Below are 15086 nucleotides of genomic sequence, written 5' to 3'. Positions count from 1 at the left end.
AGCCTAGCGCGAGCTTCCGTTAGCTTTTTGAGCATCTGCCATATAACTGCTCTTTCTAAAAAAGAGCATCGCCAGCAGCGTCACAAGATAAGGAAGCATTTGTGTGAAATGAGTCGGCAGCGAGAAGCCCTGCAGCCTGATACTGAATGCATCCATCAGTCCGAACAGGAGGCTTGATGCCATGACGCCAAGCGGATTGGCTTGTCCTAGCATCGTTGCGACCAGCGCAATAAAGCCTCTGCCCGCCGTCATGCCTTCGGTAAACATCGTGACTTGACCGAGTGAAAGCTGAGCGCCTGCCAACCCGCAAAGCAAGCCGCAAATTAATACGGCTAGATACTGCATTCGGCCCACTTTAATGCCTATGCTTTTCGCAGCAACTGGGTTCTCACCCACGGCCAGCAAGCGGAAACCAAGGACTGATTTAAATAAAAAGTACTGCAGGCCAAGCACCAGTGCAAAGGCCAAATAAATAAGGGGGGAATGGCCCGAAATAATACCGCCAATCACTGGTATATCTTGAACAATCGGAATATTCCACTTCGGAAGCCCAACCATATTTTTATCGTAGAAGGCGCCTTTCACATGGAAAATGGCTTTTAGGCAGAACGCTGTTAAGCCAAGCGCCAGAAAATTAAATGAAATACCGACGACGATCACGTTCGCTTGCAAATGGATGCTAATATACGCAAATGCGAGTGAAAATAACATCGTCACCGCAATGGCAATCAAGACAGCTAGATACACATTGCCGGAAAAATGATTGCCTACAATAGCAGAGAACGCGCCTACAAGCACGAAGCCTTCCAATCCAACATTGAACAACCCCACTCTTGAGCAAATCGCACCGCCCAACGCAGCGAGGAGAATTGGAGCAACCATCCGAATCATAGAATTAAATAAAGAAACATCAAGAAGATGCTGCACCGCTTCCCCCTCCTTTCCTGCGTTTCCATAGGGTATAACTGAACTTGGCCGTTACGAACAAGATCAAGAGAGACTGAATGACACTTGAAATTTCGAGGGGTATGCTGGTGTTTCGTTCAACACCCATGCCACCTGTCTGCAGTGCAGCCAGAAGGACAGCGGCAACAGTCGTACCTAGCGGATGTGCACCAGAAAGGAGCGTAGCCATAATACCGGACCAAGCGAAACCCGGATTCGTTATCATACCGTCCGTATAGCGATACTGCATGCCGAGTACTTCGACTGCACCTGCCAAACCAGCAAAGCCACCACTTGCGAACATGCTCGCGAGCATTAATTTACCGCGGTTTACGCCTCCATAAGCGGCAAACAACGGATTGTACCCAAGCATACGGATTTCGTAACCGGCAGCACTGTATTTAATAAACAAAAATAAGAGAACTGCAAAAACAATGGCTATGATGAAGCCCGCATGCATGCTCATCCCTTGGAAAAGCTTGGGCAGCCATATACTTTTATCAACCATCATCGTTTGCGCTAGTGCAGCTGAACCTGTTTTATCCTTGAGCGGATAGGCTACCAAATAGCCTGCAAACAAGGCTGCAATATAATTGAGCAAGAGTGTGGTGACAATCAAATTCATTTTAAATCGCGCATCAAGCCAACCAGCAAAGGCTGACCATATACCGCCAACTGCAATGCCGCCTAGCAGTGCGGCGAATAATTTAAATACAGGAGGTCCAGGAAAGTAGAGTGCAATCATCGCGCTGGTTAAAGCACCGAGGATCATTTGACCTTCAGAACCCATGTTGAAGAATCCGGCGCGGAAGGCTATTGAAACGCCTAATCCGACTAAAATAAGAGGTGTCGCTCGCGTCAACGTATTTGTTAAAAAGTAAAAATTGCCGAAAGCGCCTTTCCACATTTGTGCGTATGTGTCCGAAATGGACCCGCCAATCAAAACGATGGCAATGGCTCCGCCAAGTAAACCGATAAATACCGCAATAAGCGGCTGCAGCAGTGCGCCAATGTTTCCTTTCCAATTAAGCATGGGAACCACCTTCACCTCCTGCCATCAACAGACTGATTTGCTCCTCAGTCGCGTGCAGCGCTGATAGCTCTCCCGCAATTCGACCTTCGTACATCACGATAATACGATCAGAAAGCTTGAGAATCTCCGTCAACTCCGAAGATACCAATAGAATGGCACCCTGCTCATCGCGTTTTTTCAGCAGCTCATCATGGATCACTTCCATCGCTCCAACATCCACACCACGCGTGGGTTCAGCTGCGATAAGAAACGGCTGTTTTTGGGCAATTTCTCTGGCTACAATCAGCTTCTGAAGATTGCCTCCAGACAGAAATTTGACTTTCGTTTCCTGGGAACCCGTTTTAATCTGGAATTGCTGAATGAATCCGTCAACCATATTTCGCAGTGACTTGCCTTGCAAAAATCCGTTACGCCGATGCGTTCTGTGATGCCCCATTATGCCGTTTTCAAGAACGCTGCCTTCTTTAGCAGCTCCCCATTGGTAACGATCCTCAGGAATATGCGAAAGCCCGCTTTCTCTGATCTCACGAACTAAACGGCCTGTAATGTCTTTGCCCATCAAACGAATGTGACCTTGATCAATCGGTAGGAGTCCTGTAATGCTTTGGATCAGCTCAGACTGTCCGTTACCGGAAATACCAGCGACGCCTAAGATCTCACCAGCCTTCACCTCAAGACTGACACGACCCAGCACAGGCTTTCCTTTCTTGCCTTGTATGGTAACCTCTTTCACTTCGAGAACCGTTTCACCAAATCTTGCGGCACTTTTGCTCGTTTGCACCAGTTCTCTTCCTACCATTAATTTAGAAAGTTCTTCTGCGTTAGTTGCCGAAGTATTTACAGTCCCTCTGATTTTACCGTCTCGAAGCACCGTAACTCGGTCTGCAACTTCCATGACCTCATGTAATTTGTGCGTGATGACAATGAAGCTTTTACCCTGGCTCGCTAAGCTCTTCATAATGACAAGCAGTTCCTTGGCTTCCAGCGGCGTCAAAACACCCGTAGGCTCGTCCAAAATAATGATATCCGCACCTTGATAGAGCACCTTCAAAATCTCAACGCGTTGTTGTAATCCTAGCGGAAGGTTAGCAACTTTCCTCAATGGATCAATGGGTAGTCGGTACATGTCACACAATGCCTTAACTTGCTGGGCAGCTTTCTTTCGGTCGAACTTCACGCCAACCTGCGGTTCATTGCCGATGACGATATTTTCAGCCACCGTAAAAGAAGGAAACAGCATGAAATGCTGATGCACCATACCGATGCCATGACGAATCGCATCCGTAGGGTTTACGAACTGGATTTTTCTTCCGCGTAAAAGAATCGTGCCCGACGTTGGCTGTTCCATTCCGTAAAGGATGCGCATCAGGGTTGTTTTACCCGCCCCATTCTCGCCGACTAGCGCATGGATTTCACCTTCGCGCAGTGAAAAATCTACGTTGGAGTTGGCTGTCAAGCTTCCATAGGCTTTGGTAATTTGGTTCATTTGAAGCAGCATAACGGGTTTCGCACTCCTTTCCTAGAAATGCGGAAACTGCCTACGTCGCCGTAAACAGTTTCCAGGGTCATATTATGGTTGTAAGGACGTACTACTATTTAAGAGGATTCGGAACCGTAACTTTGCCAGATACGATATCGTCTTTGATGGCTTTAACTTTATTCACAACGTCTTGTCCAATAAACGGACTCAGTTTGGATTTGCTTTCTTTTGTTACGAAAGTAAGACCAACGCCGTCTTCTTTCAAGCCGTAATCCATAGCGCCAAATCTGAAGGTGCCATTCACGAAATCTTTCACGGTTTGGTAAGCTACGCTGTCAGTACCTTTTAATTGAGAGAGAACGATATGCTCAGGATCCGTCACCGTACGGTCGATATCTTGACCGGATGTGTAGAAGCCTTTTTCCTTAGCCGCTTCGAACACGCCTAAATCGCCTACAGCTGATGCCGCTGCGATGAAATCTGCTCCTTGAGCGAATTGCGTCAACGCCAGTTCTTTCGCTTTGGCTGGATCCGTGAAGCTGCCTACATAGTTCACGATGAATTTTGCATTCGGATTCGTTGATTTCAAACCTTCTTGGAAACCGACTGTGTATTTTTTGATCAAAGGTATATCCATTGCAGCCACCATACCGACAACATTTTTCTTAGTCGCAAGACCCGCAGCTGCACCAAGCAAGTATGCTGCTTCATGCTCACGGAATACTACGCTTCTAACGTTCGGCAAATCAACAACTGTATCAATAATAGCAAAAGATTTCTTCGGATTTTCAGCAGCTACCTTTTTCAGAGCATCCTCGGATTCAAATGAGCTGGTAATAATAAGATCATAATTATCTGCAACAGCAGCACGCAGGTTTTGTTCAATCGCGCTGGCATCCGTAGATTCTATTGTTTTCACATCAACACCGAATTCTTTACCTGCTTTTTTAACACCCTCATCCTCTTGAGCAAAGAAAGGGTTCACACCAATTTTTTCTGGTGTTATTAGAACGATTTTTTTGGATGATTTGGTTTCAGGCGCTTTTGTTGCTTCTGCAGCTTTTGTAGCTGCTGTATCATTTTTAGCGGTGCCGCAACCAGTCAGTATTAATGTAACGGCGAAAATGGATAATAACGTTTTTTTCATGTATGGCTCTCCCCTTTTAATCTGTTTTTAGTGGACTCATTGACAGTTATCTACGAAATAACACAGATATAGTCAAAGCTTTTTTTATCCTATTCGACAAAGTGCGACTTTTCAACTAAGACTGATAGTAGTGGATTCCATAAGTCATGTCAAGAATAAAAACGACAACCATTATGATTGACACCTATAGGCTTAACTGATATATTTCAATAAACCATACTATTCCTATATGAATTAAAAAAACCGGAGGTGTTTTATTATTCTTATGAAACAATTGAAATCCCGCAAATCTATGCAAATAGCTGTTTTAACAGCTGTCCTCTTCTCCTCAGTGAGCACATTAAGCACTGCCGCTGAAGCGAGTGATTCCGTAGCCGCATATAAACAGTTTTTGAAAGACCAGTATACCATCAGCTTGTCAGACTCCTTATCAAAGGGCGATTTCGTTATCGCAGTCGACCGCATCTTGAAAGCTGAAGCGAAATCTCAGACCCATGCATTCACAGACTTGCAAAAGGACAGCCCTTATTACAAAGCAGCACTTGCTTTGCACGAAAAAGGCATTCTGTCCGAAGGCAAGCTGCAAGGGGATCAGTCCCTTACCCAACTGCAGGCGACATTCATAGCGTTAAAAGCCGCTGGCTTGAAAGAACTCGCTTATACCTATCCCAAAGAAAAAATCAAAGCCGCTCTGGCGAAAGTACATATTGACTACGATCAAAACAATCAACTGACGCTGCAAGCCGCCCAGGAGCTGGCCGCCGCTATTGATACTGGCCTTGTCTCCTCCGATTTCGAAGCGGATGCGGCGGCTGGCGAAAGCTTTGCGAACGAACTGCTTGGTAAGATTCTTACTTTCCAGGGACAATATAAGCACTATATTGGAACAACTTCCGATGATGATATTTTCCGCAAAATTAATGATGCCTGGCGTACAGAGGATCTTATTTCATCAACTGATTTGCGTGCTGTCTTCGATGAAGCCTTGAAAAAGAATCTAGTTACCGGCTACAACTTGAAGGATTCTCGTTTCGATGCGAACTTTGATTCGTTGCTTTCTCTCACCTATGGACATTCTGACATTACGCACGCGATTCAGTTAATCGGACTCTTGCGCAGCGAGAACATCCAAGCGAAAGTACAGCTGGAGCCCAAAACATCTGCTTTCATCTATTTGAAAGAATGGGGCGAGCCGACACAATCCGACGATTATCAAGTCGTCCAAATCGAGAATGGCAATTTCATAGCCTACGCCAAGGAATACGACATTCAGTTCGAATTCGATAACGCCGAGCAAAAAAACAAGTTCCAGCAGGTCATTTTCCAATATGCCAAAAAGAACAGTAAAGACGAGACAGGACTTATTTATTCTTCCTGGTGGCAACCGCTCTACTATTCATTAACCGATGTGAAAGACTATAAAGTGATTGCTAATAATAAAATCAGTAAGGGCCATTATTATGCACAGTCCTTCTCCCTCAGCGATAAATCCGACGATGTCGTTACTGGCCTAAAGAAAATCAACGCCAGCTTGACTGTCGACTCCTACAAGTTCTGGGTGGATGAACCCTTCTACAATTATTTGCTAGGCGATTTTAAATAAAAAATAAACAGTTGCACGGGATCCATATGCTCCCGCTCAACTGTTTTTTTATTTACAAGCATAATTCAAAATTTAGTTTCATAGACTCATAGAAAGGATCTGATCTAAGAGAATAGGAGTTGCCCCATGTACATGTTACGACTTGTAAAAATGAATGCAGCCCACCTACTTATCTATCTCCTTATTATGATAACTAGTTTGATATGGACCATCATCTGGGGAACTCAAATAAAGGTGAAGCCACCGCCAAGCCTCCCTGTTTCCGAATACAGCATCAAGCAAGCTAGTAATGGCGTTACGCTCCATAGCATTCGGACTCCACCACAGAACATTGGGCTGAAGGCAATTACAGGCAATGTGACAGAAAGGCAGGAAAATGGGATTAACGGCGGGTTTTTCTGGCAGGGCTATCTCCTTAGTATTGCTGTCGTTAATGATCGTCCCGTCAAAGGGGAACCTGGCGATTATGGCTCTGGCTGGTTTAATATAGACCGCAAACGGGGAACGCTCGTATGGGATGAGAAGGCTCAAACCTTCACCATTCAAGTCGTTGAACATGCGGACGAGCTGAAGGTGATGGATCGCGCTCATTATTGGGCGCAGGGAGGCGTGAGCATGGGACTTACGAATCCAGACGGATGGGCGGACCAAGCGATAGCGGAAGAGATGCCTGTCATTAACGAGAAGCGCATGCGCTCAGGTATCGTCTACGACAGGAATAACAACGTTTATCTAGTCGTGGCTCCAACGCCATGCACCGGAGAGCAGTTCCGCACAGCCCTGCAAGAGCAGGTTGGAAATGGACAGCTGGTGGATGGGCTGTTCCTTGATGGCGACGGTTCCTCCCAGCTCAAAGTTGCCAATTACTTGCTCCCCGGCGATCATCGCGAGGTGTATCAGATGATAGCGTTGTTGAATTGAACGAAAGGGGCAGAACACCTACAGTGCGATAACTACCCTTGATGCTCATGAATTAAATCCATCTTCAGCTTCCATAAAGCCGCGCTTAAATTCACACGATAAACTTCCGGATTAAGCTTACGCAAATACTGCGGCCAAACGGACTGCAACTGCTGCGCATGATAATCTCGAATTTCATCCAACGTGGGCTCCTCATAGACAAGCTTCCCTTGGAGAAAGATGGGGTGGAGCAATGGAATTGCTTTATAGTCATTAATATATTTGTAGATATAAGGGTGGATGGGATCGAACAGCTTGATTCGTTCCCCCTTCTTGATATCGACTTCATGCTGAAGTGCCAAATAGTCGGCTTCCGCTTTGCCTGTCTTCTTGTTGATGATCCGGTAAGCTTCCTTGAAGCCCGGATTGGTTACTTTCTCAGGATTGCCCGAAATCTTAATGACCGGCTCGAATTCGCCGTTCTTCTCACGGGCAACTAGCTTGTAAACCCCGCCCAGCGCAGGTTGATCGGCTGCAGTAATGAGCTGGGTGCCGACGCCCCAGACGTCGATCTTCGCATCTTGGGCTTTCAGCCCCTCGATGATGTTCTCATCCAGATCATTCGATGCGACAATCTTCACCTCGGGAAAGCCCGCTTCATCCAGCATGCGCCTAGCTTGCTGAGATAAATACGCCAAATCGCCGCTATCCAAGCGAATGGCGTTCATGCTCTTGCCGTGGCTCTGCAGCAGACGCGCGGTCTTGATTGCGTTCGGTACGCCGCTGCGCAGCGTATCGTACGTATCGACGAGCAGCGTCACTTGCTCCGGCAGCGCCTCAGCATAAGCACGGAAGGCTTCCTCTTCCGTGTCGTGCGCCTGCACCCATGCGTGAGCGTGCGTGCCTTTGGTCGGGATGCCGAACAGCATCCCGGCTCGGAGGTTGGATGTCGCATGAAACCCTGCGACATAGGCCGCTCTTGCGCCCCAGATAGCAGCGTCAGCTTCTTGGGCGCGTCTTGTGCCGAACTCCAGCAGCACATCGCGCGGAGCAACTTGTTTGATCCGCGAAGCTTTGGTCGCGACAAGTGTCTGATAGTTCACGAAGTTGAGAATCGCCGTCTCAACCAGCTGCGCTTCGAACATGCTTGCCACTACGCGTACGAGCGGCTCATTCGGGAAGACAAGGGTACCTTCCGGGACAGCCTGCAAGTCTCCACCGAATTTAAATGCGCGCAGCGCCTCCAGGAAATCTTCCCGATAATTCTCTTCCTGTGTCCGCAAGTAGGCGATCTCCTCATCGCCAAAATGTAGATTTTGAATGTAATGAATCACCCGCTCTAAACCAGCGAAGACCGCATATCCGCTCCCGAAAGGCAGCTTACGGAAGTAGGCTTCGAAAACAGCTTTCTGCTGATAAGTGCCCTGCAGCCAATGCGCGTACATCATATTAATTTGGTATTTGTCTGTGTGCAGCGTCAAATTGTCGTATTTCATAGAATTCATCCTTTCCACCAATTGTCATAGCAGTTTACTTGACCCCTGCGTTTATGTTCGGTAATGACGTAGCGCTCCTCAATCTTCTGCACAGCAGAAGCGAGCAGGGGGCTTCCTTCCAAGTAGTCATCCAACTGATCGTAAGTGAGTCCCAGTGCTTCTTCATCCGGAAGACCTGGTTTTAAATCTTCCAAATCTGCCGTAGGCTTTTTCAAATACAAATGTTCCGGGCACCCCAACTGCTCGAGCAGCAGCTTGCCTTGCCGCTTATTAAGACCATAGATCGGAGCCACATCGCATGCACCATCTCCATGTTTCGTGAAAAAACCAGTAATCGCCTCAGCCGCATGATCCGTCCCCAAAACAAGCAATTGATAGTGCGCGGCCAAGTCATACTGCACCTTCATGCGCTCACGAGCCTTCACATTCCCTTTGTGAAAATCACTCAAAACCTCACCCGTAGCTTCGGCAAATTGCCGTACAGACGCATCCACCGCGGATTGTATGTTAACCGTTACGACGCGGCTAGGCCCAATAAAACGTATTGCAGCCTGTGCATCATCTTCATCTTTCTGGATACCGTAAGGCAGCCTAACAGCCATGAATGGATAGGTTTCCGTGCTGCCTTCCGCATTCAGCTCTTGGATGGCTATTTCGGCCAGCTTGCCAGTTAATGTGGAGTCTTGACCTCCAGAAAGCCCAAGCACGTAGCCTTTAGCCCCCGTATGAATCAGATAGGCCTTAAGGAATTGTACTCGACGCTCGATTTCGTAGGCCACGTCGATGTTTCCCTGCACAAATAATGAAGCTTGAATCGTTTCCTGCATAAGATTCCGCATATTCATCATCTCCTCATTCTCCGTGATTTCTGTCTGATTCATACCTCATCTGCCATCGCAGCTACCGCCTTAACCTCGAGCGACTTTCGCCCCAAGTGTATTTTGAAAATGCTGCAAGGCCCATTCATGCCCTGTCTGATTAAAACTAGCGACTGCATCTTCATGAACAACAATGTCGAAGCCTTTGTTGTAAGCATCCATTGCTGTATGCAGCACACAAATATCTGTGCAAACCCCAACCAAATGCACCTCATGAATTCCTCTTGCCCTTAAATTAAGCTCCAACTCGGTGCCGCAGAAGGCGCTGTATCTTGTTTTGTCCATCCAATTAATCGTATTCTTATTACGCTCATGTACGGTTTTCAACCTGCCATATAAATCGCGCCCCGCTGTGCCGCGAATATTATGTGGAGGAAACAGCTTCGTCTCTGGATGGAAAGGGTCTTGTTCATCGTGGAGATCAACGGCCATGACCACAAATTCCTGCTGGGCCAAAAATTGCTCTGTAATTTCACAAATTCTCGCTTCAATCGCAACGCCCGGTTCCCCACAGTTCCCAACAACAAAATCCACCGTATAATCAATGATAATAAGAGCTTTCATCCTAAACACTCCTTCATATTGTATGATTGATAGTATTATTAAGACAATATCAAAACGAAAAAGAGAGGCCTAGCTGTAAATAGACAGCTGAGGCACATAATCCGTAAATCGGTACAACTGAGCAGCTCGCTGGGAGTAACGGTTAGACATTTTGCCCTGTCCGTTATGATCCAGCACTTCTTCGATAATCCCTTTGCGACTTTGGGTCGATGTAATTTTACGAATGAAATTCCGTTCCTTGAACGTCGGAACGACCGTTTGAATGACTTGATACAGCTCACTCATCGTGAATTCTTCGGACAGGAACTCTCTGGCAATCGTCGTCGTCAGCATCTTCTGCTGAATTTGAGCAAGAGCATCTTTCATTATGATTTCATGATCAAAAGCGAGATCCATCGCCAGTGCTTCATCGATAGGGAAGAGGCGCACATCAGCTGCATCATCCGCGGCTTGACGTTTCTCAAGATGACGTTCGTGCACGAGCGCGAAGAACGCATGTGAGATCATCCACCCCCGTGGATCGCGCTGCGGCGTACTATATACATTGAAATATTCAATGTGTACGTCCGAAACCCCCGTCTCCTCCGTTAGTTCACGCCGGGCGCTCTCTTGAATCGTTTCGGTTTCCATCGTGAAACCACCCGGAAGTGCCCAGTGACCTTCGAATGGCCATTGCTTTCTTTGAATCAATAACACTTGCAGCTCCCGAGTAGGAAGCGACTTCTTCACTGATCCTTTTCCTTCTGAGGTAATCGTAAAGATGACGATATCCGTAGGCGCGCCGTCAGGTGTGCGGTATTTACTCGCTTGGTAATTACTTTCATTCTCTATCGGCATGCTCATTAGATCACCTGCTTAGTCACATTTCTTTCCATATTGTCAATTTGATATTTTCATTATGACACAATTGAAATCCTTTTACAATAGGAATTCATCGATGGTCTGCTGCCTACTTCTCTATCACAATCAAACACGTGCTATCCGGCAGCGGAACCACGTTTCCATCTTGATCCATGATCCTTACTTTATCCGCCAACGCGTCCGTATACCCTTCCTGGAGGAAGTGCTTGCTCTCCACAATTTTGGCCCCATTACCTAATGTATCCAGAATGAAAGCAGTAAACTCGCTTGGGGTAAAGTAACCGAATTGTTCCTGCACTTCATGCACATAAGCTTCTTCCCCCCACGTATAGGTATAAAGGAATTCCATCGCATCATTCACGGGCATGATGACTTCATCCGCAGCTACGACCTCATACTGAATCGTTCGCCCTGCGAAATCCTTCGCATACCGCTGCAGCCAAGCCATCGCCCCTTCTTGCAAAAAGCGAATGGTCCGCTTCTGTTCCGCCGGTTCCGTCATAATACCATCGCGGATAACGATTCGGCCTCCGGGTGCGAGAACATCGAAAGCGCTTCGCAGCGCAGCAGCAACCGTAGCATGGTTGAATTTCTTTCCGCCAAAAGGGATGTAGGAATACAATTCATGCAGGATCGATGAGAAAATGACCGTGCCGATTGTACCCGGCTCTACATACAGCTTGAGATCAAGTGCATCCCCCTTCATAACGTCCCACCGATGCCCCTCCAGCTGTTTCTTGCGTTCCAGTGCTTCAATTACATTCGACGAAATGTCGATCCCAATCGGATGCTTGTCCGGCAAATACTGCTCAATGAGATCCAGCATAACCCCACCGCCTGGGCCTATATCGACAACCCGCTTCCCAACAACATAATCCAGCATCATCTTCTTATAGTCAGCCGTTTGGTTCATCGTGGCTAAGTATTCTTCCTCGTTATGAAACCGGTCATAAGCATCTCTTCGCAATTCGAACAGATCGAACAGTAGCAGAACAGCCTTTTCATATAGAGGAGATTTCTCTGCTTCTACACAAAATTCAATCAGCTTCTCAGCTGCAGGAGAAAAGTGGAAGGTAAAGAATAACGTGTCCGGGAGCTGCGGCTTTCGATCAATGAGGTGCTTCAGATGGGCATTGCCCCACTTCCCATCGGGGTTGAACCTTTGCGATAATTCCAACGGTTCCTTCATCAAATCATTCCAAGCAAGCTCACCCAAATATTTCTCAATCATCCTCTTCTTATACACGTTTACTTTTTTGCTGCCTTTGTAATCGTAATACATCGTATTCATCAAAGGTTCGAAGCTAATATGTTGAATGGAATCAGTTTGACTTGAAACCTGAATAATCAGGAATACTTTTACCAACTGCTCCAAAGAGAATTCTTGCAGGGCCGCTTCTACGAACCATAGAGTTGTACCATTCAAAAATGCCTTCAATGCGTCTAATGGCACTTCATCCAGCAGTTTCCCATATTCGGCATCGAAATTTTCTCCCTTTAGAATCGTGTTTCCCCGTAATCTGGCAAGGCGATCCTTTATGGCAGGCTCTTTTTCCAGAGAATCGGATACGATCTGCTCTATTAATGATTCTACTTGAGCACGAACGGATTGCCAGAGTTCTTCTGACACACCTGCAATAATGCATTGATTTAGCGGCAAGAGCAAGCCTCTTAATTCATCAGCTGAAAACAAGTTATCCTTTATCAAACGAATTAACGGTGCATGTTCTTTAAGCGGAACTTCGCCACGGATCGTTTGGCCAATTAGCCCATGGGTGTAGATTAACGTATGTATGACAGTTGACTTATCGCTTGGATTTCCAATATCAAGCTTATATAGCTGCGCGGAACCCAGGTTATGGGCATAAAGATGAATACCTGCTTCTTGCCACATGAAACGGTCTCTTGAAGTCCCCCCCTTCGCTACTTCAGACCAGATCAACACCTCTTCTAGTAAATCTTTCTTCCAAAAGGACAACGCTAGCCCGTCCAAAATATGTAATGTCCGCTCAACATAATCAAGCACAGGGTTCGCCTGTGCCAGCTCTTGGATCGACTGAATCCGCTCAAAGTTAACGATGCGCTCCTCCGCCGAAACGATATAGGTTAACCATTTAGGTTGGTCTGCGGCATTTGTGTCCCCTGCCCGATACCTTTTTATTAATTCTAATGAACTTAACATGCCGGTATTTATCCTCCCATTCCTACCTATCACTTTATGACTAGTATAAACCAACCTCATGGCAATCTCACGTTTACGCATTCGACTACTTCATTGATGATCGGCATATAGATTGGCATAATTGACAAGTATGGTCATAAAGCCAAACACGACAAATGAAAAAAAGGCCAGTAAATCCAAATGATACACGTTGGGAACGACAATGAAAACAGCGCCAATCATAAAACAAAGCCAATTTTGCCAAACTTTTTTACCGGTTTTCCCAAGGGCCATCAGAGATCCTACGAACTGCAAGCTGCCTAGCAGCGCGCAGGTATAAAGTGCATTCGTATGAGCTTCAAAGCCGAACACCCAGGGACTCACCAGAAACCAAAGGCCCATACAAGCGGACAATACGTTTTTCAAATACATCGTCTGCTTCCACCTCCTACTTTACGAGATGCAATAGTATACGCAAACGCTTTCAGTATGGTGAAATGGAAAAGCCTCCAGCTCACCCAAATAAATAGGCAGCAAGAGGCTAGTGCTTTTAAATTTCTTATTGTTCAATATGAATGGCACCTGTATCGCCCGTTTTCACATCTGCACGTAGGATGTCTGTTACGAATTTTAAAGGCACATACAGCGTGTCATTCAGAATAACTGGAGCTGTACTTAGCGTAACCGGAGCCATTTTCGCGAAGAAATAACTGTCTTGACCCACGGAAACACTCGTCCAGCCAGCACCCTTTTTCAACTCAGCAGCGTATGTCTCTTGATTCCATTTCACTTCGTAGCCAAGTCCTTCTGCTACTTTGCGTAAGGGCACCAGACTCACGCCTTCGGCATTGGCTAGGCTGTCATTTGCTACTAAATCCAGCTTCATTTTCTCCACAGGCATAGGGGCAACGGGTTTAGGTGTGATATTCAATTTCTCTGGCAAATTAAAACGGAATTCCGGCGTGCCTGTTGAGCCTGGCGCGATTGCATATTTCGGGAACACAATAACCACTTGGCCTTTTTCCACATAAAAGCTTTGCTCTTCGCTGATGCCTTTAAATCCATCTTTGAAATAATTCTCAGGTTTTTCATTGATTTTGCCCTGAATTTCGGCATTTACATGTTCCTTGAAGTTATCACCAAGTAAATCCTGCAAAGTAACACGCTGTCCTTGTGCGCCATTTAGAACATTGTACGTATCAACGCGTGGCATACCTGTACCGCCTGTAGCTGCATACGTTGTGACTTCAAGTGAGACAACACCCGCCGGGTTACTCGAACCATCCGATTTCAACACATATTGAATCGTCAACTCGTAGGGACGATATGTGAAACCATTCGTTTTTGCATCAGTAGCGGCTTCAGCAGCCTCTTTCTCCCAATTCGCCAAATCTTTGTTCGCATGAGATAAAATGATGTGATTCGTTTGCTCTTGATACTTCGTATCCAACATGCCTGAAAGCTGAGGTACTTTGATATTGGTTTTTAGATCTTGCGTTTTAGATGTGAGATCTACTTCCTTCATTTGAACTAGGGAAGTTGATTCTGGTGCAGCTGGTGAAACAATTGGAACTACGGTAACTGTTTCCGCTGATGCCATACCTGTGAATGGTAAGACTGCACCACTAACACCCACCAGCATGGCACATCCGACTACACTAAGTTTCAACATGTTAAAAGGATTTTTTTTCATTTCATGTTCACTCCTCATTCGTTATCGTGAGTAATCTTGGTTGGTTAACCTTCACGATAACTAGACGCGCCAACGTTCAAGAAAGTCTGAACGTCAACCTACTTTTATGAAATTCGAAATGAACTCACAGCTTGATGCGAATCTTGCTGGCAACTTCTTGTGAAGTCGCATATGCCAATTCCCCTCAAATAATGAATGAATGATCCAACTATGATGTATACTCAATTCATCTGCTGCAATCATCATAATATTTATTCATTAAATTTCTTGCCTTACATTCATTGTGAAACTGTTAGCTTTGCTAACCGTTAGAAATTTCACGGAG

General features: G+C 46.1%; 13 protein-coding genes. 2 read left to right on the top strand and 11 right to left on the bottom strand.

Annotated elements, in window-relative coordinates; translation table 11 throughout:
• Positions 1–3: 3 nt before the first annotated feature.
• The 4 genes from QFZ80_RS03325 to QFZ80_RS03310 form a co-directional block, all read right to left on the bottom strand.
• Positions 4–882, bottom strand: coding sequence for an ABC transporter permease (locus QFZ80_RS03325; protein WP_373460367.1), 879 nt, complete (start codon positions 880–882; stop codon positions 4–6).
• 28 nt (positions 883–910) lie between these two features.
• Complete coding sequence (locus tag QFZ80_RS03320) at positions 911–1978, bottom strand: ABC transporter permease (RefSeq protein ID WP_307548854.1); 1068 nt, start codon at positions 1976–1978, stop codon at positions 911–913.
• Positions 1971–3476: an ABC transporter ATP-binding protein gene (locus QFZ80_RS03315; protein ID WP_307557258.1), complete on the bottom strand. Its 1506-nt coding sequence runs from the start codon at positions 3474–3476 to the stop codon at positions 1971–1973. Before QFZ80_RS03315 ends, QFZ80_RS03320 begins: the two co-directional genes overlap by 8 nt.
• A gap of 94 nt (positions 3477–3570) precedes the next feature.
• The gene (locus QFZ80_RS03310) at positions 3571–4605 is read right to left on the bottom strand and encodes a BMP family lipoprotein (protein ID WP_307557256.1); all 1035 of its coding nucleotides are present in this window, start codon (positions 4603–4605) and stop codon (positions 3571–3573) included.
• A gap of 265 nt (positions 4606–4870) precedes the next feature.
• Between QFZ80_RS03310 and QFZ80_RS03305 the strand changes: the two genes are divergently transcribed.
• On the top strand, positions 4871–6208 hold the full coding sequence (locus tag QFZ80_RS03305) for a hypothetical protein (protein ID WP_307557254.1): 1338 nt from the start codon (positions 4871–4873) through the stop codon (positions 6206–6208).
• A gap of 126 nt (positions 6209–6334) precedes the next feature.
• On the top strand, positions 6335–7129 hold the full coding sequence (locus QFZ80_RS03300) for a hypothetical protein (protein WP_307557252.1): 795 nt from the start codon (positions 6335–6337) through the stop codon (positions 7127–7129).
• Positions 7130–7161: 32 nt separating this feature from the next.
• On the opposite strand, the gene QFZ80_RS03295 is transcribed toward QFZ80_RS03300, so the two are convergent.
• From QFZ80_RS03295 to QFZ80_RS03265, 7 genes are all read right to left on the bottom strand, one after another.
• Complete coding sequence (locus tag QFZ80_RS03295; RefSeq protein ID WP_307557250.1) at positions 7162–8604, bottom strand: nicotinate phosphoribosyltransferase; 1443 nt, start codon at positions 8602–8604, stop codon at positions 7162–7164.
• Between the two features lie 5 nt (positions 8605–8609).
• Positions 8610–9431 (bottom strand): ammonia-dependent NAD(+) synthetase, encoded by an 822-nt coding sequence (nadE, locus tag QFZ80_RS03290; protein WP_373460365.1) that lies wholly within the window; start codon positions 9429–9431, stop codon positions 8610–8612.
• Positions 9432–9512: 81 nt separating this feature from the next.
• Complete coding sequence (locus QFZ80_RS03285; protein WP_307557248.1) at positions 9513–10046, bottom strand: cysteine hydrolase family protein; 534 nt, start codon at positions 10044–10046, stop codon at positions 9513–9515.
• A 69-nt stretch (positions 10047–10115) separates the two neighbouring features.
• Positions 10116–10883: an NUDIX domain-containing protein gene (locus QFZ80_RS03280; RefSeq protein WP_373460363.1), complete on the bottom strand. Its 768-nt coding sequence runs from the start codon at positions 10881–10883 to the stop codon at positions 10116–10118.
• A 112-nt stretch (positions 10884–10995) separates the two neighbouring features.
• Positions 10996–13089: a class I SAM-dependent methyltransferase gene (locus QFZ80_RS03275; RefSeq protein ID WP_307557244.1), complete on the bottom strand. Its 2094-nt coding sequence runs from the start codon at positions 13087–13089 to the stop codon at positions 10996–10998.
• 90 nt (positions 13090–13179) lie between these two features.
• A complete protein-coding gene (locus QFZ80_RS03270; RefSeq protein WP_307557242.1) occupies positions 13180–13500 on the bottom strand; it encodes an SPW repeat domain-containing protein in 321 nt (106 codons plus the stop codon).
• A gap of 127 nt (positions 13501–13627) precedes the next feature.
• Positions 13628–14761 (bottom strand): stalk domain-containing protein, encoded by a 1134-nt coding sequence (locus QFZ80_RS03265; protein ID WP_307557240.1) that lies wholly within the window; start codon positions 14759–14761, stop codon positions 13628–13630.
• Between the last annotated feature and the right edge of the window lie 325 nt (positions 14762–15086).

This window comes from Paenibacillus sp. V4I7 (assembly GCF_030817275.1).
Classification (GTDB): Bacteria; Bacillota; Bacilli; order Paenibacillales; family NBRC-103111; genus Paenibacillus_E.
This window is presented reverse-complemented; position numbering and strand designations above follow the sequence as displayed.